The sequence below is a fragment of the Pelobacter propionicus DSM 2379 genome, assembly GCF_000015045.1.
Classification (GTDB): Bacteria; Desulfobacterota; Desulfuromonadia; order Geobacterales; family Pseudopelobacteraceae; genus Pseudopelobacter; species Pseudopelobacter propionicus.
Map to the genome: position 1 here is coordinate 523,624 of NC_008609.1, position 20,809 is coordinate 544,432.

Below are 20,809 nucleotides of genomic sequence, written 5' to 3' on the forward strand. Positions count from 1 at the left end.
TAATCGGCGCATATTGACTTGACGCTGGTTCGGGCATCGCATAAACTGATTCGCGCTTATACATTAATACTCTTTATGATAGGAATGGACGATACCATGGAGAATGTCGCAGCCATCATCCTTGCTGCGGGCAAGGGAACCCGCATGAAATCCGGGCTGGTCAAGGTGCTTCACCCCATAGCGGGACGACCGATGATTGACTGGCCGCTGGAGGCTGCCCGTGGAGCGGGGGCCGCGCCGGTGGTGCTGGTGGTGGGGCATCAGGCCGAGGCGGTACGGGAGAGATTTCAGGGGGCAGGGGATATCGCCTGTGCCCTGCAGGCCGAGCAGTTGGGCACCGGCCATGCCGTTGCTTGCGCGGCTCCGGCCCTGGCCGGCTTTTCCGGTACGGTGCTGATCCTCTGCGGCGACACGCCGCTTTTACGCGGCGGAACTCTGACTGACCTGCTCGCCTTCCACCGCTCGCAGGGAGCGGCGGTCACGGTGCTGACCGCCCGCATGGAAAACCCCCACGGCTACGGCCGGGTGCTGCGGGACGAGGCGGGACGGGTGCTGCGCATCGTGGAGCAGAAGGACGCCAGCCCGCAAGAGTGCTCCGTCCGCGAGATCAACAGCGGCATCTACTGCATGGAAGCCGGTTTCCTGTTCGACAACATCGGTTCCTTAGGCAACGATAACGCCCAGAACGAATTTTACCTGACCGACCTGGTGGCCATGGCTGCCCAGAAGGGGGCGACCTGCCTGGCCATGGCCATCGAAGACAGTGACGAGATCATGGGGGTCAATGACCGCGCCCAACTGGCCCAGGCGGCCCGCATCCTGCGCCGGCGCATCAACCGCGACCTGATGCTCTCCGGCGTGTCGCTGGTCGATCCGGAGCAGACCTACATCGACCAGGGGGTCGTTATCGGCCCGGATACGCTGATCCACCCCAACTGCTCCATCAGCGGCCCTACGCAGATCGGCAACGGATGCCAGATCGAAAGCGGCGTCTCCATATCCTCCTGCCGCATCGGTGACCGCTGCCGCATCAAGGCCGGCTCGGTGCTGGAGGATTCGGAGCTCCGCGCGGATGTGGCCGTGGGGCCCATGGCCCATCTGCGCCCCGGAACGGTGCTGAACGACCACGTCAAAATCGGCAATTTCGTGGAAACCAAGAAGACGGTCATGGGCGAGGGATCCAAGGCTTCCCACCTGACCTATCTGGGGGACGCCGAGATCGGACGCGACGTGAACATCGGCTGCGGCACGATCACCTGCAATTACGATGGCGTTAAAAAGCACCGCACCCTGATCGGCGACAACGTGTTCGTCGGCAGTGACGTGCAACTGGTGGCGCCGGTCAGGGTGGGGGCCGACTCACTGATCGCCGCCGGCACGACCGTGACGCGTGATGTCCCTGCCGGTTCCCTGGCCATCAGCCGCACCCCCCAGGTGAACAGGGAAGGGTGGCGCATCAGGATGAAAAAGAAAACATGAATTCCCTGCTTCGGAAGGGGAACAGCGGAATGTGGCGCGGAGAACGACCGTGACGAGACTTGAGCGGCAGAGCAGCGCACGCACCAGAATCCTGATCGTGGAGGATGATTGCGGTTTCGCGGAGCTGATGGCATCCATCCTGGAAGAGGGGGGCTTTTCCTGCTGCTGTGCCTCCAGCGGCAAGGAAGCCCTGATCTGGCTGGTCGCCCAATCTCCCAAGCTGGTTATCCTGGATTACTCCCTGCCTGATATGACCGGAGCGTCATTGATCGAGCGGATGCGGGAGCTGGGCGGGAATACCCCTTTCATCGTCGTGACCGGCAAGGACGACGCCAGCCTGGCGGTGGAAATGATGAAGACCGGCGCCTGCGACTACCTGCTCAAGGACACCTCCTTCCTGGACCGCCTGCTTGCCGTTGTCGTCCGTGCCCTGCAGGAGGTCGAGACCAGGGAACGGCTGGATCGCGCCAAGCATTCCCTGCGTCTGAGCGAGGCGCGCCTGGCCCGTGCCCAGAAGATCGCCCGTCTGGGGAGCTGGGAATGGGACGTCAGGGCGGGAGAAATCTACTGGTCGGACGAGCTCTACCGCATCTTCGGGTTCACCCCGGGTGAGCCGAAACGGATCAGCAAGGAGTGGATCTACAGCCTGATCCACCCGGCCGATCTGCCCGCCTTCAAGCAGCAACTGCTCACCTCGGTCAAGACGCTCCAGTCCTTCAACATGATTTACCATACTACCTCACGCAGTGGTGGGGAGCTGGTGGTCAACATCCAAGGCGAGGTGGAGCGGGGAGAGGACGGCAGGGCCTGGCTGATCTCCGGGACCGTGCTGGATATCACCGCCCGCATCAAGGCCGAGAGCGAGATTCACCACCTGATCAACTACGACACCCTGACCGGTCTGCCCAACCGCAGCCTGCTGCACGACCGCCTCAGGCAGGCCATAGCCCAGGCAGCCCAGGACAGGCACATGGTCTGGGTGCTCTGCCTGGACCTGGACCGCTTCAAGGGGGTCAACGACACCCTGGGGCACCGTTCCGGCGACAAGCTGCTCCAGGAGGTGGCCCGACGCCTGGCCGCCTGCGTGCGCGAGAGCGATACCCTGGCCCGGCTGGGCGGCGACGAATTCGTCGTCGTGCTGGACGGGGTGGTCAGCGAGAAGGGGGCCAGCATCGTCGCCAAGAAGATCCTTACGCTGATAGCGGAACCGATCCCCATCGACGATCACGAACTGTACACCACCGCCAGCATCGGCATCGCCGCCTACCCCATGGACGGCGAGGACGGCCACACCCTGCTGAAGCATGCCGACCTGGCCATGTACAAGGCCAAGGAGCTGGACCGCAACAACTTCCACTTCTTCTCCCATGACATGAACATCAAGGTCATGGAGCGGATGATGCTGGAAAACTCCATGCGCAAGGCGTTGGAGCGGGACGAGTTCTTCCTGGTGTACCAGCCCCAGGTGGATGCCCGCAGCGGACGGATCACGGGGGTCGAGGCGCTTTTGCGCTGGAATCATCCCGACATGGGACTCTTGACCCCGGACCGGTTCATCTACCTGGCCGAGGAAACAGGTTTCATCGTTCCGCTGGGCGAATGGGTACTGATGACCGCCTGCCGCCAGAATCGGGCCTGGCAGAAGCTGGGCTTCCCGCCGCTGCGGGTGGCGGTCAACCTGTCCGGCAAGCAGTTCGGCCAGCATCGCCTGGACGAGATGATCTCGGCCATTCTGCTGGAGACCGGCCTGGAGCCGGAGTGGCTGGAACTGGAGATCACCGAGAGCGCCATCATGCGGAACGCCGACCAGAACATCGCCATCCTACGCAGCCTGAAAGAGAAGGGCATCTCCCTGGCCATCGACGACTTCGGCACCGGCTATTCATCCCTCTCCTACCTGAAACACTTCCCCATCACCCGCCTCAAGATCGACAAAACCTTTGTGCAGGACATCACCACCAACCCGGATGACGCGGCAATCGCCGAGATCATCATCGCCATGGCCCAGACCCTCAAGCTGAACGTCATCGCCGAAGGGGTCGAGACCAGGGCCCAGATGGAGTTTCTCTCCACCCATACCTGCTTTGAAATGCAGGGCTACCTGTTCAGCCGCCCCCTCACGACGGACAAATTCGTCTACCTGCTCAGGGACGGGATCAGCTACTGAGTCTCCCCCTTCCGCAGCACTGATCCTGAACACATCTTCCCGCCAGCCGTCGTCTGAAATGTCTGCGTGTTGGTGTCTATGTGGGGAAGAATGAAGGGCCTGCCTCAGGCGATGAGCCCCTTATCCCGCAGGATCTGCTCAACCCGTTGCGAGTCCTCCACGGTAAAGGCAACCTTGACCCATTTGTTTTTGAGTTTGGCGAAGAAGATCCTGTCGCGGGTGGGGCGGTTCTGGTCTTCGGGAAACCAGGTGGTGAAGGTGCCGGTGCCGTGCAGCCGCCACTTGCCGTTCCAGAGGGAGGGGCTTTTGGGGATGATACGCTTGATGTCCGTGAACATGACCCGTTTGGGCTCGCCTCTGGGGTAGTAGTAGCGCTTGAAGATGATGGCGTCACTGGTGATGATCACCAGCCTGTCGGAGTAGATCGGTTCTATTCTCATGGTTTGTTTTTCCGTGATTTGGAGTGGTATCCGTTCGCGGTACAGGAGGGGCGTTTTCCTTTGCTCTGGAGAGATTCCTTTGGAAGCGTATATGAATAGGTATCAAGTGGAGCGCTGTACCTAATTATTGCGTATCGTACCTATACGTGATTTGTCCATGCGCCCCTCGGATTTCAAAAAGTCAAATACAGTACCCCAGTGCTTACCTACCTGTCAAACTCAGACCCCCTGAATGGTTCTCAAGCAGTGGATCAGCCCGTCCAGATCAGCCGGGCTTGCGTGGCCTGCCCGCTCCAGCAGGGAAGGGACCGCCTGCTCGGCCGGGATGCGGGGGAACCCGTTGTCGGTCAGGTAATGCATCAGCCGCATGGTGCGGAAGGCGTCGAACCAGCCGTGGAATGCGGCCATCAGCCGTTCCCCGTCGCGGCTGTTTCTTTTCAGGTTGTCCCAGGCGTCGGCGAAGCCGGCCTGTTGCAGGAATGACCGCAGAAGGGGCGAGATGTCTTCGGCGCGGTGCAACAGGCGGGCGCCGTCGGCGCCGTCGTGGCTGGCCACGCATTGGAGCCACTCCCCCACGATCCCGAACAGGTGCGGTTGGTAGAAGAGAAAATCTTCCCCCTTGACGAGTATGTCCCCCACGGCGCGGCCGGTGCCGAAGGGGACGCGCTGGGAGGAGCGGGGCGAGGGGTGGACCATGGTGCCTCGAAGAGGCGCAACGCCGCTGGTCTTGTGGATCTGTTGCAGGAAGTAGAAGTCCTCGCCAGCCTGGCGCTTGTTCATGCCGCCTGCCATGGCGTAGGCCGAGGCGCGGCAGGCCATGGCGCTCCCCACGGTATGAAAGGCATAGGGGGAACCGGCCAGCTCCATGCCCAGCACATAGGCTCGCAGGAACAGTTCGTAGCGTTCGATGGCCTCTTGTCCGCGAGGAGTGTCGGCCGACTGGTGGCGGAAGGGGAGGGATGCGCCGCCAGCCCGGCTGGTGGCGAAATGGTCTGTGATTGCCCCCAGGTAGTCGGGCTGCACCAGGGTGTCGGCATCCAGGCAGATCAGCTGGGGGTCGCCCTCGCCATAGTCGAGATGCCCGAGAGCCAGGTCCAGGCCGATCTTGCGGGCCAGCCCCACCCCCTGTTTGGGGGGCAGCCTGTTCCCGGGGGTTGCCGCATCGACCCAGCAGAGGTTGTCCAGTCCGAATGCCTGTTTCCAGCGGGTCAAATCCTTAAGGGTCGCGAGATTGTCCTCCGTCTCCCGTTCCGAGGCGTTGTCCCGCTGGTTGACCACCACTAGGATCAGCGTATCCCGCAGCAGGCGAGGCGGGTTGGCTGCCAGGGAACGCAGGGTCGCGGACAGGTTTTGCTGTTCCGCCAGGGCCGGGATCACCACGGCGGCGGCGAAGCCCCTACCCGGCTGCTCACTCAGCCGCCACGCTCCCCCTGTTGCGCGCGTTCGCAGGTAGGTCGCCACCTGGCGGGGCAGGGGGTGCTCATGGGGGGAGGTCCGTTGCATCACTTCTGGTTCCAATAGGTTTTCGGATCGAAATCGGCGACGTCGATCTTTCCGAAATCCCGGGGCGGGATGTGGCGGATTGATCTCCCCTGCTCCGGGTCGCTGACGTGGAACGAGTCGGTCTGCACCAGCACCAGCTGCCAGGTATCGTCCCTGCGGGAGTAGTTGAATCTGGTGGTGACCGACCAGCGCCAGGCGCTTCCCCCGTAGTGGGAAATGGAGAAGCTCTTCCGCCCCGCGCTGATTCCCTGGAAGGGGTCGCCCATCATGCCGCCGCAGCTGGAGCAGTACACGGCCCTGTCGTTGCGCTTGGCCAGCTTCAGCGAGCCATCCTTCCAGCGGGTGATGATCAACAGGGAGCGTTCTCCCCCGTCGTTTCCGTTTGTTTCCAGCACGATCAGATAGTCCGTCAGGTTGTCGCCGTTCAGGTCGGCGGTTTCAAGGGCGAGCAGACAGGTTCCCGCAGGGATGAACGGCCTGATCTCCCCTGGTGCCTTGATGTCGTCTGCGCACGAAGAGTCCGCCCGGGCACTGCTGGCTACCAGCAGAAACAGCATCACCACAACCATTGTCGATCGTATCATCAATCCTCTCCAGTGAGTCCGGCCAGATCTCATCGCGACTGCTCCCCGGCATTCCCGGCCAACCGCTCCATCTCGAAGCGCAGCACCATGGGCGCTATCCTACTCTGATCCAGGATGTCGCAGGCGATGTGCCGTTCCTCCTGGCGGCAGATCCTGGCCAGGCCGCTTTCAACACCCTGGTCGTCTCCGGGGTTGCTGAAAGTGTAGACCCGGTTTTCGCAGCCAATCCTGACCCCTGCTCCACAGGCGCTTGCGTAGTATTCGGCGTCTCTGTTCATGGATTCACCTTCGGCGGTTGCCGGTTTCCGTGGAGGCCTGCTGCTGATGGCGCATGATGCCCCCATGTTCCCCGGGTTCCTGGAAAAGCGCTACCCTACCCCTTCCTGCTGAACCTGTACCCCACCCCGCGCACGGTCTGGAAGTGCGTCGGCTTGGCCGGGTCCGGCTCGAAGTAGCGGCGCAGGCGGACGATAAAGTTGTCCAGGGTCCTGGTCTCAGTGTCGCTGCTGTAGCCCCACACCTTCTGGAGCAGCTCCCCCCGCGGGATGGCCTGACCCTCCTTCTGGAAGAAGATCGACAGTACCCTCACCTCCATCTCGGTCAGGTCGATCTCTCCCTGGGCGGTGCGGGCGCGGTAGGAGAGCAGGAACACCTCGTTGGAGCCGAAGCAATACCCCTCCTCCACCGGGTCGGGACGGTACCAGGAGGAGCGGCGCAGCATCCCCTTGACCCGCAGCAGGAATTCCACCAGGTTGAACGGCTTGGTCAGGTAGTCGTCGGCGCCGGTCTCCAGGCCGTGCACCCGGTCGCTCTCCTCGGAGCGGGCGGTGAGCATCAGGATCGGCACCCGCCCGTCCATCCGGCGCACCGACTGGCAGACCTGGAAGCCGTCCATGCCGGGGAGCATCACGTCCAGGATGATCAGGTCGAAATGCTCGAACTGCAGCGCTTCCAGTGCCTTCTCGCCGGTGGCGAAGTGGCTGATCCGGCATCCATCTTCCTCCAGGTTGAAACAGATCCCCCGCGCCAGGTGAATCTCGTCCTCGACCAGCATGATGTGCGGTTTTTCCGTATCCCTGTTCATCTTCAGCTACCCTTTGTCTGTGGTTTGGGCAGGGTGATGGTAAAGGTGCAGCCCTGGCCAATGCCTGTGCTCTCCGCCGTTACCGTGCCGCCGTATCCCCGTACGATGGTATCCACGATGTACAGCCCCAGGCCGGTCCCGCGCACATTCTCCCCGTCCTGCTGCACGCGGTAGAACCTGTCGAAGACTTTCTTCAGCTCGGCGCCGTCCAGGCCGCGTCCCCGGTCCTGTATGGCCAGACTGACCGTGTTCCCGCCGCGCGCCAGGCGAACGGTGATGTCCGGGGTTCCGGGCGAGTAGAGTACCGCGTTTTCGAACAGGTTGCGCAGGACGATCTCCAGCTCCTCCGGGTCCACCAGCAGCTTGACATCCTCCTCCGTCTCCAGGGTGATCTGCCCCCCCTGGGGCAGCTTGTCCCGTTCCCGCTCCACATACTCCCGTACAAGCTCGGATATGTTGGCCATCCTGCGCTCCGCCGGCTTGCGGCGCTGTTCCAGGCGGGCGGCCATGAGCAGGTTGTTGATCAGGTAGTGCAGACGCTCCGTGTCAGCCAGCATGGTGTTCACAAAGGCGTCCAGACGTTCTTGGGGGAGGGTGCGCAGCCTGATGGTCTCCAGGTGCAGCTGGATGGAGGCCAGGGGGGATTTCAGCTCGTGGGTGACCTGGGAGATGAAGGTGCGCTGGTTTTCGTACAGTCGGGACTGGCGGTTCCAGTAGTGGAAGATGACGTACACGCCGGCCAGGATGACGGCCAGCATGACCAGTCCCTCGGTCATGACCACCCAGTTGAAGCCCTCGCCCAGCAGTTCCGGGCGGTACTTCTCGGCCAGTTCGCGGAACTGGCGGTTCTTGCCCACGAACCAGTAGATCCAGGAGACCACCAGGGTGATCCAGACCAGCTGGATGGCGATCAGCGTCTTGACCGGGCTGAAAATTTTTCTCAGCAGCTTCATGGCAACGGATCTCCCTGACCTGTCTCGGTAGTACCGGAGAAGAACGCCTCCATCCTGGCGAACAGTGTGTCGGAAGCGCCCCGCACCAGCTCGGTGTCCGGCAGGGAGCGCAGGAAGGTCTTGCCGTACCCCTTGGTGGTGACCCGGCGGTCCAGGATCAGCACCGCCCCTCGGTCCTCGCGGCTGCGGATCAGGCGTCCGAATCCCTGGCGGAACTTGATCACCGCCTGGGGGATGGAGAATTCCCGGAACGAGTTGCCGCCGGTGGCGTCGATGCGCTCGCAGCGGGCCTGCTGTACCGGTTCGGTGGGCACCTGGAAGGGGAGCCTGGTGATGATCACCAGCCTGAGCGCCTCCCCCTTCACATCCACCCCCTCCCAGAATGAATCGGTGCCGAACAGCACGGCGTGCTGCTCCTTGCGGAAGCGGGCCAGCAGGCTGTGGCGTCCGGTCTCCCCCTGTCTGAGGGCGGTCAGCCCCAGTCGGGCCAGTTCCGGCGCCAGGGAGGAGTAGACTTTCCTCAGCAGGTCATGGGAGGTGAACAGGACAAAGGCGCCTCCCCGCGAGATGCTCAGGCTGCGCAGGATTGACTCCTGCAGCGCCTCGCGGAACCCGGGCGCCGTCGGATCGGGCATGTCGTCCGGGACAGCAGCGAATACCTGGGAGGCGTAGTCGAAGGGGGAAGCCAGGCGCAGTTCGTCCAGTCGTCCCTTGTCCAGCAGGCTGAAGCCGGTCCTCTTCTTGAGGTAGCCGAACTCTCCCCCCACGGTCAGGGTGGCCGAGGTGACGACGATGGTCTTCATGCGGTCCAGGATGCTCTGCTTGATCTGGCCGGAGATGTCCAGCGGCGCGGCGCAGAGCCGGGCCTGGAGGCCGCGCTGGGCCGTGGAGGTCTCGATCCAGCGGCAGTACCCCTCCGGGTCGCCGATCATGAACGAGAACCCCTCGGTCATGGCCTGCAGACGCCCCTCGATGCCGGCGATGTCCAGGATCTGGTTGGCCAGCTTCTCTTTAAGCTGTTCCGGCAGATCTTCACAGCGGCGCACCAGTGTCCTCAGGCCGCTGACGTAATCGCCCAGGCTATGGGAGAGCGCCCGTAACCGCGTGCCGCACTCCTGCCAGAAGGGGCGCTGCTCCACCTCGCTGGTGATGCGCAGCTTGCGCTCCCGCCCCTCCCCGCCCGTTTCCCGGGTGAGGGCCAGGGCCAGCCAGTCCATGGTCTGCTCGGTCAGCAGGACGACGTCTTGGGTCTTGGGGAGCAGGCTCACCTCCAGCAGGGCGGAGAGCTCTTCGTAGAGCCCCTCCATGGATTCGGGCAGGTCGCGGGCCAGGCGGTTGGAGAGGATGTTCAAAAGCCCGGCGCGATTGGCCTTGGAGGGAACCAGGCGATGCAGCTGCTTGAGGATGGCGCCGCGGGAGATGATCAGCGACAGGTGGCTGGTGGCCACGTCCTCCAGGTGATGGCCCTCGTCCAGGATCAGGCGGCTGAAGGGGGGCAAAATGGCGGTGGCATCGTAGCCGCTCTCCCGCTTGAGTACGATGTCGGAGAGCAGCAGGGCGTGGTTGACCACCAGGATCCGGGCGGCCGAGGCGTCGCGCCGCGCCCGGTAGAAGAAGCAGCGGTTGAATTGCTTGCAGCGCGAGCGTCCGCACTGGTCCGCCTCGCAGCAGATCTCCTCCCAGACCCCGCTGCGGGGGGTGAAGCTCAGGTCGCTGCGGCAGCCGTCCCGGGCACCCTTGCTCCATTCGACAATGGCGGTCAGTTCCGTGGAGGATTCATCGGGGAACAGGCCCGGTTCGGCCTCGGCGGCCTCCAGCTTGCGCAGGCAGGCGTAGTTGCCGCGCCCCTTGATCAGGGCGGCCTTGAAGTCGACCCCGCAGTGGCGGGCCAGAAAGGGGAGATCCTTGCGGATCAGCTGCTCCTGCAGGTTGATGGTGTTGGTGGAGATGACCACCCGCTCGTTGTTGCGCACCGCCCAGAGGATGGAGGGAACCAGGTAGGCCAGGGATTTGCCGGTGCCGGTGCCGGCCTCCACCAGTACCACCCGGTCGCGGTTGAATGCCTCGGCCACGGTCAGGGCCATGCGCAGCTGCTCGTCCCGTTTTTCGTACCCCGCGAGGCTTGTGGCCAGCAGGCCGTCGTCGCCGAAGACCCGGCCGATCTCCTCCAGGGAGAGTAGCTCTCCCTTCTGCTCCCTGTGGGGGGAGACCACCAGGTAGCAGCGGCTGCAGTCGTTGTCCACGATGGCGAAGCCGATCCCCTGGTTGCCGGCAACCGAGGCGATGTCCATGTCGGCCGCCGAGGGGGTCAGGTCGCCTCCCGGGTGGTTGTGGATGACCATGTCGCTGCCCGATGCGCGGGAGAGGATGGCCGGCACGGCCTGGTGTGAGCCGCGGGCGATGGCCTCCACCTCGCAGACCACACCGTCCAGGTTGGTGTGACCGATGAAGAAGACCTCGTTACCCCTGGCCTGGGCGATCTCGAAGCGCATCAGAGCGCGGCTGTCGGCGGTGAAGTGAGTTTCCATTGGTAGGTCCGCACCATAGCACAGCCCGCGAAAAAAGGCACCGGGGAAACCGGGTGCCTTTGTCGTTGCCTGAATCTGCGGCACCATGATACAAGAAACGACGATTGACAGCTTCTTTTTCACCACCAGCAACCAAAGGAGCACGAGCCATGTCCTTCCGCACCATCGAGTGGCGCGACGACAGCGTCATCATGATCGACCAGACCCGCCTGCCGGGTGAAGAGGTCTACAACACCTATACCGATTTCAAGGCGGTTGCCGAAGCCATTCGCGGCATGGTCATCCGCGGGGCTCCCGCCATCGGCGTGGCCGCCGCCATGGGGATCGCCCTGGGGGCCCGGGACATCATCGCCGATACCCATGAATCCTTCTTCCGCCAGCTGGAGAACGTGTGCGACGTCATGGCCCGCACCCGTCCCACGGCGGTCAACCTGTTCTGGGCCATCGAGCGCATGAAGCGTGTGGCCGAGGCGGGTCGTGACAAGCCGCTGGACGGGATCCGCCAACTGCTCAAAGAGGAGGCCATCCGGGTGGAAGAGGAGGACCTGACCATCTGCCGCAACATCGGCAAGTGGGGGGCTACCCTGATCCCCGAGGGGGCAACGGTCCTGACCCACTGCAATGCCGGCGGCCTGGCCACGGCCGGCTACGGCACCGCCCTGGGGGTGATCCGGGCCGCCCACGAGGCGGGGAAGAAGATCCAGGTCTTTGCCGACGAGACCCGCCCCTGGCTGCAGGGCGCCCGCCTGACCGCCTGGGAACTGGTCAAGGAGGGGATCCCCGCCACATTGATCTCCGACAACATGGCCGGCTTCTTCATGAGTAGGGGGGAGATCACCTGCTGCGTGGTGGGGGCCGACCGTATCGCCGCCAACGGCGATACGGCCAACAAGATCGGCACCTATTCGGTGGCGGTGCTGGCCAAGGAGAACAACATCCCCTTCTATGTGGCCGCCCCGATCTCAACCCTGGACTTAAGCCTCTGCGACGGCGGCAAGATTCCCATCGAGGAGCGCCCGGCCGAGGAGGTGACCTGCATCAGGGGGGTCGACATCGCCCCCGCCGGGGTCAGGGTACGCAACCCGGCCTTCGACGTCACCCCGGCCCGCTACATCAGCGCCATCATCACCGAGAACGGCATCGTCAGGGGCGACTACCGCGCAGGCCTGCGCAGGATCGCGGGGAACTGACATGCGTCTCTTGCGCTTCCTGCACGAGTTCAGCCGGATCGTCTCCCTGGACGATCCGGCCCGGCGCACGGAGCGGTTGGCCGCCTTCCTGGAGCGGCACGGCTTCAGTTATGGAGCCCGCTCGGCGGACAACATCCTGCTGATCCAGCCCTGCTTCTCCGTGCAGACCCTGCACCGCATCCTGGTCAATGCCCTGCGCACCCCGTTGCCGGACATGGCCCTGAACGCCTTCGAACGCCTGGCAGGCGTCATTCCGGGGGACGATCTCACCGCCATCGCCTGCCGCCGCAGGGCGCTCTCCCGCTTCGTGCTTGTCTGCGGCTCATCCCCCTTTCTGGTCAACCTGATCTACCGCACCCCCTCCCTGTTCCGCTGGCTCTTCCTGGAGAACTGCATCGCCGTCTCCCGCGACAGCCGGGGCATGCTGGCGGCCCTGCGCTCGCAGGTGGAGGACAAGACCGATTACGCCGGGCTGATGAAGCGCTTGCGCCTGTTCAAGCGGGTCGAGATCGTGCGCATCGCCAGCCGGGACCTGTGCGGCCTGGCCGACCTGGAAGAGGTCACCGCCGAACTCTCCTCCCTGGCTGGCGCGTCACTGCAGGTGGCCTACGAGGTCTGCCGGCGCTGCCTGGTGGCTGAGTACGGCCTGCCGCTGATGGAATCGGAAAACGGCCCGGTGGAGGCGGAGATGACCGTGATGGGCATGGGCAAGCTGGGGGGCAACGAGCTGAACTTCTCCTCGGACATCGACATCATCTACTTCTACGAGTCGGACAGGGGCAAGACCAGCGGCGTGGATGGCGGCTCCGGACAGGTCCGGGGAGTGGTCTCCCTGCACAGCTTCTTTGCCAAGCTGGGGGAGATGATCAGCAAGTCGCTCTCCCAGGTGACCGAGGACGGGTTTGTCTTCCGGGTGGACCTGGGGCTCAGGCCGGAGGGGAAATCGGGCGACATGGCGGCCTCGCTCCGTTCCGCCGAGATCTACTACGAATCCTGGGGCCAGTCATGGGAGCGCACGGCCATGCTCAAGGCCAGGCCGGTGGCCGGCTCCCTGGAGCTGGGTGAACAGCTGCTGCGCATGCTGCAACCCTTCGTCTACCGCAAGTACCTGGATTACACCCTGATCGAGGACATGAAGAACATGAAGCAGAAGATCGACGTTTCCCTGACCCGTTCCATGGAGGGGGAGGCCAACCTCAAGCTGGGGCGGGGGGGGATCCGCGAGATAGAGTTCTTCATCCAGGCGCTGCAACTGGTCTATGCCGGCAAGAATCCCCACCTCAGGGAGCGCAACTCGCTGAAAGCCCTGGCCAGGCTTCTGGAAGCCAATCTGATCACGGAGGATGACCACGCAAGGCTCTCAGATGCCTACCGTTTTCTGCGCACCGTGGAGCACCGCATCCAGGTGGTGCAGGAGCGCCAGACCCACAACCTTCCCACCAAAGCCGACGAGCTGCGCGCCCTGGCGCGACGGAGCGGTTTTCTGGGCAGCGACGGGGTGGAGCGCTTCCGGGAAACCCTGGAGCTGCATCGCTCCCATGTCTCGGCCATCTACGGCAACCTGTTCCTCTCCCGTGACGACCGTCTGAACCGGGACCTGAGCCCCGAGGTGCTGTTCCTTCTGGATCACAAGGCCGATGCCGATCTGGTCAAGGATATGCTGGCCGAGCGACGCTTCGAGGATGTGGAGCGCGCCTACGACAACCTGCTCTCCCTGCGGGACGGGCCGGTCAGGAGCAACCTTACCGAGCGCAACCGCCGGCTGCTGGAGAAGATCTCGCCGCTGCTGCTGCAGGAACTGCTGCAGTCGCCTGATCCGGATATGGCCCTGATTCATCTGGAACGTTTTCTCACCATCGTGGGCAAGCGCACGGCCTACTATGCGCTCCTGGCCGAGAACCGCCAGGCGCTGAAGCTGCTGGTTTCCCTGTTCGGCATGTCGGAATTCCTCTCCAAGATCCTGATCAATCACCCGGAGCTGCTGGAGAGCATGCTTTCCTACAACAACGCCTCTACCGAGAAGAGCAGGGATGAGATGGAGCGGGAGCTGGCCGCAGTGCTGGAGCTCTGCGATGATTTCGAGGACCGGCTGGATGCCCTGCGGCGCTACCACAACGAGGAGGTCCTGCGCATCGGCTTAAACGACATCCATGGCAAGGTGAAGCAGACCGTGACCACCGGCCAGCTCTCCCTGCTGGGGGAAGCCTGTCTGGGGGCTGCCTATGACATGGCGGTGCAGCAGCTGGGGCGCTTCGGGTGCCCCGTGTACAACCGTGGGGAGGGAGAGGCCGAGGCCAGCATGGCGGTGATCGGCATGGGCAAGCTGGGCGGGGGGGAGCTGAACTATCACTCCGACCTGGACATCATCTTCGTCTACGACCGCCAAGGCCTTACCAACGGCGACAAACAGATCTCCAACCACGAGTACTTTGCCAAGCTGGCCCAGAAGATCATCTCGATCCTGACCATGCAGACCCGCGAGGGGTATGTGTACAAGATAGACACCCGCCTGCGGCCATCGGGCAATGCCGGGCCGCTGGTGACCTCCCTGGACTCGTTTCTGGACTACCACCGCCAGGAGGCCCAGGTGTGGGAACGCCAGGCACTGACCAAGGCCCGGGTGGTGCTGGGGGATGCCTCCCTGGCCGACCACCTGTACGGCGTCATCGAGAAGACGGTGTATGGCTCGACCCTGGGGGAAGAGGGGCGCGCCGAGATCCACCGGCTGCGCATGCGCATGGAGCATGAACTGGCCCGGGAGAGCGCCGGCAGCTACAACATCAAGACCGGTCGGGGCGGCATGGTGGACGTGGAGTTCATCGCCCAGTACCTGCAACTGCGCCACGGCTTCCGCTACCCCGAGCTGCGCACTACCAGCACCATCGAGACGCTCACCCGGATGGGGGAGCTGGGGCTGGTGCCGGCCGAGTTCGCCGAGACGCTTGTCTTCGGCTACCGTTTCCTGCGCAAGCTGGAAAATCGCCTGCGCATCATCCACGACTATTCGGTCAATGATCTGAGCGGGCCGAAGAGCTACCTTAACAAGCTGGCACTGCGCCTGGGATACGATTCGGCTCTGAAAAACCCGGGCGTGGCCCTGATCAGCGACTACGAGGAGATTACCGGCAGAATCCGCGACTGTTACGATCGGGTGATGGGGGAGCGGGCGGTGTGAGAGGGCGGGCCATGGGGCCCGCCCCCCATGGCGTTTCAAGGGGTGACTACGTGCGCGGGAGTATGCGGCTGAGCGCCTCGTCGATCTTCTCCACATCCACCCTGGTGTTGAAGCAGGGGCCGAAGGGGCGTTCGTTGAGGATGCCGATCACCGGCAGGGGGTAGCAGTCCTTGATGCCGGAGGTGAGGTCGCGCTCGCAGGCCACGGCCAGCACCAGCTTGGGGCGCTTTTCCACGATCACCTTGCGCGCCAGGGTGCCGCCGGTGGCCACGGAGATGTCGATGCCGTACCTGCGGCCGATATCCACCAGCCCCTTGATGTCGCAGCGGCCGCAGAGCACGCACTTGTTGATGTCGCCGGTGACCTTGATGGCGCAGTCGAAGAGCTGGATGCAGTGCGGCAGCAGCACCAGGATCCGATCCGGGCTGATGGAGTGGCACTGGGAGATCACCAGGCTGTTGTTCATGGCGATGAAGGACTGGCGGATGCTGTCCTTGCTGATCCCCAAGAGCCGTCCCACCAGCTCGATCATGGGGAGCAGGAACTTGATCACCACCAGTCGCAAGAGGCGGGTGAAGAAGAAGTCCCGGTTCATTGCCGTGGTCAGTACCAAAAGGACGGTGCCCAGGATGGCCAGGCCGGAGAGAATCGCCATGGCGATACCGACGATGTTGGGCAGGTCTGGGTGGATATTGGCCAGGCCCTGGTTGGGAACCCACCAGGCCAGGAAGATCAGGGCCACCAGCAGCAGGCAGGTCAGCCCCATCAGGGAGATGAACAGCCGTTTGCGGGGCGCTTCGGGCTGGAGATTGTGTGCCGTCACGGTATCGGTCTCTCCGTTGCCGCTCCGCCCAGCAGGGTTCCCTCGGCTATGGGGCAGCCGGCCAGGAAGCTGGCGCTGTCCAAGCGCTTTTTGCCCGCCAGCTGCAGTTCCTGGATGAGCAGGCTGCCGTCCAGGCAGGCCACCTCGAGCTGGCCGCCGGTGGAGCAGAGCACCGTTCCCGGAGCTCCCGCGCCATCGGCTACCCGGGTGCGGAACAGCTTCAGGGCATGGCCGTTGAGAAGGGTCTGGGCGCCGGGCCAGGCAGCCAGTCCGCGAACCTGGTTGTGGATCTGGCGGGCAGGCCGCTGCCAGTCGATTAGGCCGTGCTCCTTCTTGAGCAGCGGAGCGTAGCAGCTCAGGCTGTCGTTCTGGGGCTGCGGCTCGATGCGCCCCTCCCGGAGGCCGTCCAGGGTCTCGGCCAGCAGCTCCGCGCCCAGGGAGGCCATGCGGTCGTGCAGCGAGACGATGTCCTCATTCTCGTCGATGGGGGTCGAGCGCTTGAGCAGCATGGGACCGGTATCGAGCCCCGTATCCATCAGCATGGTGGTGACGCCGGTCTCTGTTTCTCCGTTGATGATGCACCAGTTGAGCGGGGCGGCGCCTCGGTAGCGGGGGAGCAGGGAGGCGTGGACGTTGACGCAGCCCAGGGGAGGAATGTCCAGCAGCGCCTTGGGCAGGATCTGTCCGAAGGCAACCACCACGATCAGTTCGGGAGCCAGCTGGCGGATGCTCTCGACGAAGGCGGAAGCGCGGACCCTGTGGGGTTGGAGCACCGGAATGTCGTGGGCCAGGGCCAGTTCCTTAACCGGGGGTGGCATCAGCTTGTGGCCGCGCCCCTTGGGCCTGTCGGGCTGGGTGACCACTGCCAGCAGCCGTTCTCCGCGGTCGATCAGGGCCTGCAGGGTGGGGCAGGCAAACTCGGGCGTTCCCATGAAGACGATGCTCCTGCTGCTCATCGCTCCCCCGCTGCTTTCGCTTCCGCCGCCTTGCGGGCCCTGCGCTGGAACAGATCGCGCTTGAGGGGCGAGAGGTGGTCGACGAAGAGTCTGCCGTCCAGGTGATCGATCTCGTGCTGGAAGGCGATGGCCAAGAGCCCCTCGGCATGCCAGGTCTGTTCCCTCCCCTCCAGGTCCAGGCCCCTGACCGTCACGCTGGCGTGGCGGCGCACGTTGGCGGCGTATTTGGGTACCGACAGGCAGCCCTCCTCCTCGTAGCTCTCTCCCTCGGCATGGACGATGACCGGGTTGATTGCTATAATCAGCTCGTTCGGCTCGTCGTGGGCGGAGACATCGATGATGATCACCCGCTGATGGACGCCGATCTGGGGGGCTGCCAGCCCCACGCCGGGGGCGTGGTACATGGTTTCGGTCATATCACTGACCAGTTCGCGGATCTCGTCGGTTATGATGGTAACCGCTGCCGATTTCTTTTTCAGCTCGGGATTTGGGTAGGTGAGAATGGTGCGAATCATAGACATCCTTGCGACGGAATTTTGTCGAAGCAGTATATAGTTTCAACGGTTAAAAATCAATTTTCATCTTTTCGGGGATGGCGGAGGAGGCGGTCATGACGGACCCGGTGGACAGAATCAGCGGAGCAAAGGAGCTGGACAGGAACACCGCACGGGGCGAGACCTTCAAGGGTGGAAAGTCGCGCCGGCATGCGGGCGCGGCCGAGGACGACAGTGTGGATATCTCGGACGAGGCCCGCGAGCGCTCCTCCGGTGGCAAGGAGCGCGATAAGCCCTGACCAGTCGCCGGGTGGCGTCCGGACTGCCCGGGCAGTCCGGACATGCGGGGGGTTATTCGAAGAAACTCTTGTCCTGGGTATAGGCCTGCTCGAAGCTGGTCAGCATGCACTCCAGCTGGTTCTCGTCCAGCTGGAGCAGGCGGGCGGGCATGGACTCGGCGAGGACCAGGTCGGTATCCGGTTCCCGCTGGCCGAGGCCGATCTTGTGGCAGAAGAGGTTGGCCAGTCCCACGGTGCTGGTGAGCAGTATCTGGTAGGGGTCCTCATCCTCTACAAAGCCGAAGCGGTGGTGCTCCATGACCGCTTTGATCAGCATTTCGGGGAAATTCCATTTCTCGATGACCAGTCCGCCCACTTCGGCGTGGCTGTAGGGGTAAAACTCCTGCTCCGCCTCCTGGAACGAGATGCCTTCGTTGTAACATTTCTGAATCACCATCTGGAAACGCTGGCTGTCGATGTTGTTCATGATGGTCTTGCCGATATCGTGAAAGAGGCCTCCCAGAAAGGCCTCTTCGTCGTTTATCTGCTGGGTGGCGCCGGCGATGATGCGGGCGGCCAGGGCAGCGCCGAAGGAGTGTTCCCAGAGCATCTTTTCCGCCAAACCGTAGTTCTTGTAAACCTGCTTGACCGATGCCGCCATGATCAGGCTCTTCAGGGTGTTGTAGCCGAGCATCATGATGGCGTGGGACAGGGTGTTGATCTGGCGCCTGCAGCCGAAGAAGGAGGAGTTGGATATCTTCAGGACCCTGGCGGCCACCGCCGCATCGGACGATACCACCCGGGCAAGGTCTTCCGCCGTTGTCGTCTCGCTCTCGATGAGCTGCAACACCTTTGTCGCAACCACCGGAATTGTCGGCAAATCGCTGGCGCTATTGATGAGTTGTTCCAGTTCCCTGTTCATCTCCACTCCTCATGCATGTCGTTGTATCCCTCCTGGCCCGTCCGGGAATGTGCGCCACATTATTGCACAAATTGGCATATAATCAAGATTTTAGCCTAAATAATTGAATTTTTAGCGGATCGTCTGTATAATCCGCGGCTTCACAAGATTTTTTTCAAGGAAACCTGCCCTATGCGTATGATTCGAACATATGGTGTACTGATGTCCGCGGCGCTGTTGCTATGCGGTTTTGACTGGGGTTTTTCCGCTGACAAGTGCAAGGAGGCCCTGAATCTGGTGGACTCCCTGGAGTCTAGCCGTGATGAAGGTGCGATGCGGCAGACCGAGGCCAGGATACTCGGCCTCTGCCCCGACGGCGCCCCGGGGCACTATGTCAGCGCCCTGATGCTGGAGAGGATCGGCAATGTGGATGGGGCCATCAAGGAGTATCGCCAGGCCCTGCGGCAGAATCCGCAGTTTACCAGGGCCAGCGGCAACCTGGGCCTGCTCTATGCACAGACCGGCAGGAACAGCGAAGCCTCGGTGGAGTTAAGCCGTGGTCTGGCGGCAACGTCCGATCCCCGCTACCACAAGGCGCTGGGGCATGTGCTGGCGGAGATGAAGGTGTACCCGCTGGCGATCCACCACCTGAGCGAGGCGGGAAACACTCTCACCAGTGATGCCGAGGTGTTCAATGATCTGGCCGGGGTGTATCTGGCCATGGGAGATCAGGGCAAGGCCCTGGATGAATACGGCCGGGCGCTGAACGCTGATCCGGGCAACGAGAAGGCCCATACCGGCATCGCTTCCATCCATCTGGAGCGCAAAGACCTGGATAAGGCATTGGATGAGCTGAAGAAGGGTGAGGCCACCAATCCCCAGAACCGCACGATCCACCTGATGATGGCCGAGATCTACGAAAAGAAGGGTGATACCCGGCAGGCCAACTACCAGTACCTGTTGGGCGGCAAGGGCAAGGGACTGGCTCAGGTTGCCGATGGTGTGCCGGCTGCCGCCAAGTCCTCCCCCGCCGCGCCGCTCTTCGTGCCTGATTTTCAGAAGAGCGAGGAGTCGCTCAAGGAAATCATCGCTGAGTCTCCCGACAAGGCGGTGGACGCCTACGGAAAACTGGGCGACCTCTACCGTTCCGCGGGCAGGGACAGGGAGGCCATGGCGGCCTACCGGGAGGCGGTGCACCGCAACAGCGCTAACAGCGACGTCTACCTGAATCTGGGTATCCTGCATGAAAAAATGAACAACCTGGACGAGGCGGTGGTGGCCTACAAACAGGCCATACGGGTCAAGCCGGACAATGCCGATGCCCGCCTGCGTCTCGCCGATATACGCTATGAGCGCGGCTTCTATCAGGAGGCGGTGGAACAGTACAGCGAGTTCCTCAAGCTGAAACCCGACAGCCCGGACATTCAACTCAAGCTGGCCCGCATTCTCGCCAAAAAGAAGGAGACCAGCCTGGCCATCGATGCCTACGATGCCGTTCTGAAGAGCGCTCCCGACAATCCCGAGGCAAACCGGGAAATCGCCGCGCTGTACAAGGCCAAGGGGATGAACGACCGGGCAGTGGCGCATTACCGTAAGGCCTTGGAGTTACGGAAGGATGACGCGGATACCCGCAGCGCGTTGGTGTCGCTATATGTCAAAAACAGGCAGTACGATGAGATAACCGAACTGCTCAAGGGGGCGGTGGAACTGTTCCCGGAAGATGCCAACAACCACTACAAGCTGGGGCTGATCCACGAATTCAAGAAGGAGTATGGCAGCGCCATCGCCTGCTACCAGAAGGCGGCCGAGCTGAGGCCGGACCATGCCCGCGCCCTCAATGCGCTGGGCCGCATGTACATGAAGACCGACCGCATCAGCGAAGCCAGGGAGGCGCTGGAGGCCGCCAGGAAGGCGGACCCGACCCTTGAGGAGACCGCGGTTCTGCTGAACAACATCCGCGACGAATTCAATCCCGAGCCGCGCAGGATCAGCAGGAGCGTGAAGAAATCTTCCTCACGGACCTCGCGCAGGTCGGCGTCCGCATCCGGGAAATCCAAGTCCAAATCATCAGCCAAGGCCAAAAAAACGGACAAGCGCAAGAAGAAGGGCACATCTTCCGCCAAAACAAAGTCCAAAAGCAAGTCATCGGCCAAGAGCAAGACAACATCCAAAAGCAAGTCAACGGCTAAGAGCAAGACAAAGAAAAAGAAGTAAAACCCGCGATCGTCGTACCGTTTCCCCCTCTTTGCATCAG

General features: G+C 62.9%; 17 protein-coding genes. 6 read left to right on the plus strand and 11 right to left on the minus strand.

Features of this window, described 5'->3' with window-relative positions; all coding sequences use genetic code 11:
* Positions 1-96 precede the first annotated feature (96 nt).
* Both glmU and PPRO_RS02455 read left to right on the plus strand, forming a co-directional pair.
* Entirely contained in the window at positions 97-1,479 is a 1,383-nt protein-coding gene (gene glmU / locus PPRO_RS02450) for a bifunctional UDP-N-acetylglucosamine diphosphorylase/glucosamine-1-phosphate N-acetyltransferase GlmU (RefSeq protein ID WP_011734446.1), read from the plus strand.
* A 49-nt stretch (positions 1,480-1,528) separates the two neighbouring features.
* Complete coding sequence (locus tag PPRO_RS02455) at positions 1,529-3,646, plus strand: EAL domain-containing protein (RefSeq protein WP_011734447.1); 2,118 nt, start codon at positions 1,529-1,531, stop codon at positions 3,644-3,646.
* Between the two features lie 104 nt (positions 3,647-3,750).
* Here PPRO_RS02455 and PPRO_RS02460 read toward each other — a convergent pair whose 3' ends face one another.
* The 7 genes from PPRO_RS02460 to PPRO_RS02490 form a co-directional block, all read right to left on the minus strand.
* Positions 3,751-4,086 carry a hypothetical protein gene (locus PPRO_RS02460; RefSeq protein ID WP_011734448.1) on the minus strand — a complete coding sequence of 112 codons (336 nt, stop codon included), beginning with the start codon at positions 4,084-4,086 and terminating at the stop codon, positions 3,751-3,753.
* 219 nt (positions 4,087-4,305) lie between these two features.
* Complete coding sequence (locus tag PPRO_RS02465; RefSeq protein ID WP_011734449.1) at positions 4,306-5,589, minus strand: glycosyltransferase; 1,284 nt, start codon at positions 5,587-5,589, stop codon at positions 4,306-4,308.
* The gene (locus PPRO_RS02470) at positions 5,589-6,173 is read right to left on the minus strand and encodes a hypothetical protein (protein ID WP_198138317.1); all 585 of its coding nucleotides are present in this window, start codon (positions 6,171-6,173) and stop codon (positions 5,589-5,591) included. Before PPRO_RS02470 ends, PPRO_RS02465 begins: the two co-directional genes overlap by 1 nt.
* 29 nt (positions 6,174-6,202) lie before the next feature.
* On the minus strand, positions 6,203-6,517 hold the full coding sequence (locus tag PPRO_RS02475; RefSeq protein WP_041532098.1) for a hypothetical protein: 315 nt from the start codon (positions 6,515-6,517) through the stop codon (positions 6,203-6,205).
* 29 nt (positions 6,518-6,546) lie between these two features.
* Positions 6,547-7,257, minus strand: a complete 711-nt coding sequence (locus PPRO_RS02480) for a response regulator transcription factor (protein ID WP_011734452.1) — start codon at positions 7,255-7,257, stop codon at positions 6,547-6,549.
* Positions 7,258-7,259: 2 nt separating this feature from the next.
* A complete protein-coding gene (locus tag PPRO_RS02485) occupies positions 7,260-8,210 on the minus strand; it encodes a sensor histidine kinase (RefSeq protein ID WP_011734453.1) in 951 nt (316 codons plus the stop codon).
* Positions 8,207-10,738, minus strand: coding sequence for a helicase C-terminal domain-containing protein (locus tag PPRO_RS02490; RefSeq protein WP_011734454.1), 2,532 nt, complete (start codon positions 10,736-10,738; stop codon positions 8,207-8,209). The genes PPRO_RS02485 and PPRO_RS02490 overlap by 4 nt, the downstream gene beginning before the upstream one ends.
* Positions 10,739-10,887: 149 nt before the next feature.
* Here PPRO_RS02490 and mtnA point away from each other — a divergent pair, with 149 nt between their 5' ends.
* Positions 10,888-11,928: an S-methyl-5-thioribose-1-phosphate isomerase gene (gene mtnA / locus PPRO_RS02495; protein ID WP_011734455.1), complete on the plus strand. Its 1,041-nt coding sequence runs from the start codon at positions 10,888-10,890 to the stop codon at positions 11,926-11,928.
* 1 nt (position 11,929) lies between these two features.
* Positions 11,930-15,103 (plus strand): bifunctional [glutamate--ammonia ligase]-adenylyl-L-tyrosine phosphorylase/[glutamate--ammonia-ligase] adenylyltransferase, encoded by a 3,174-nt coding sequence (glnE, locus tag PPRO_RS02500; protein WP_011734456.1) that lies wholly within the window; start codon positions 11,930-11,932, stop codon positions 15,101-15,103.
* Positions 15,104-15,149: 46 nt separating this feature from the next.
* On the opposite strand, the gene PPRO_RS02505 is transcribed toward glnE, so the two are convergent.
* The 3 genes from PPRO_RS02505 to def are packed head-to-tail and all read right to left on the minus strand — an operon-like array spanning position 15,150 to position 17,397.
* Positions 15,150-15,869: a DUF116 domain-containing protein gene (locus tag PPRO_RS02505; protein ID WP_049759808.1), complete on the minus strand. Its 720-nt coding sequence runs from the start codon at positions 15,867-15,869 to the stop codon at positions 15,150-15,152.
* A 53-nt stretch (positions 15,870-15,922) separates the two neighbouring features.
* A complete protein-coding gene (gene fmt, locus PPRO_RS02510; RefSeq protein ID WP_011734458.1) occupies positions 15,923-16,882 on the minus strand; it encodes a methionyl-tRNA formyltransferase in 960 nt (319 codons plus the stop codon).
* Positions 16,879-17,397 carry a peptide deformylase gene (gene def / locus PPRO_RS02515; RefSeq protein ID WP_011734459.1) on the minus strand — a complete coding sequence of 173 codons (519 nt, stop codon included), beginning with the start codon at positions 17,395-17,397 and terminating at the stop codon, positions 16,879-16,881. Before def ends, fmt begins: the two co-directional genes overlap by 4 nt.
* 95 nt (positions 17,398-17,492) lie before the next feature.
* On the opposite strand from def, the gene PPRO_RS02520 reads away from it, so the two are divergent.
* Positions 17,493-17,675 (plus strand): hypothetical protein, encoded by a 183-nt coding sequence (locus tag PPRO_RS02520; RefSeq protein ID WP_041532099.1) that lies wholly within the window; start codon positions 17,493-17,495, stop codon positions 17,673-17,675.
* A gap of 52 nt (positions 17,676-17,727) precedes the next feature.
* On the opposite strand, the gene PPRO_RS02525 is transcribed toward PPRO_RS02520, so the two are convergent.
* Entirely contained in the window at positions 17,728-18,576 is an 849-nt protein-coding gene (locus PPRO_RS02525; protein WP_011734460.1) for an HDOD domain-containing protein, read from the minus strand.
* 171 nt (positions 18,577-18,747) lie between these two features.
* Here PPRO_RS02525 and PPRO_RS02530 point away from each other — a divergent pair, with 171 nt between their 5' ends.
* Complete coding sequence (locus PPRO_RS02530) at positions 18,748-20,769, plus strand: tetratricopeptide repeat protein (protein ID WP_011734461.1); 2,022 nt, start codon at positions 18,748-18,750, stop codon at positions 20,767-20,769.
* Positions 20,770-20,809: the final 40 nt, after the last annotated feature.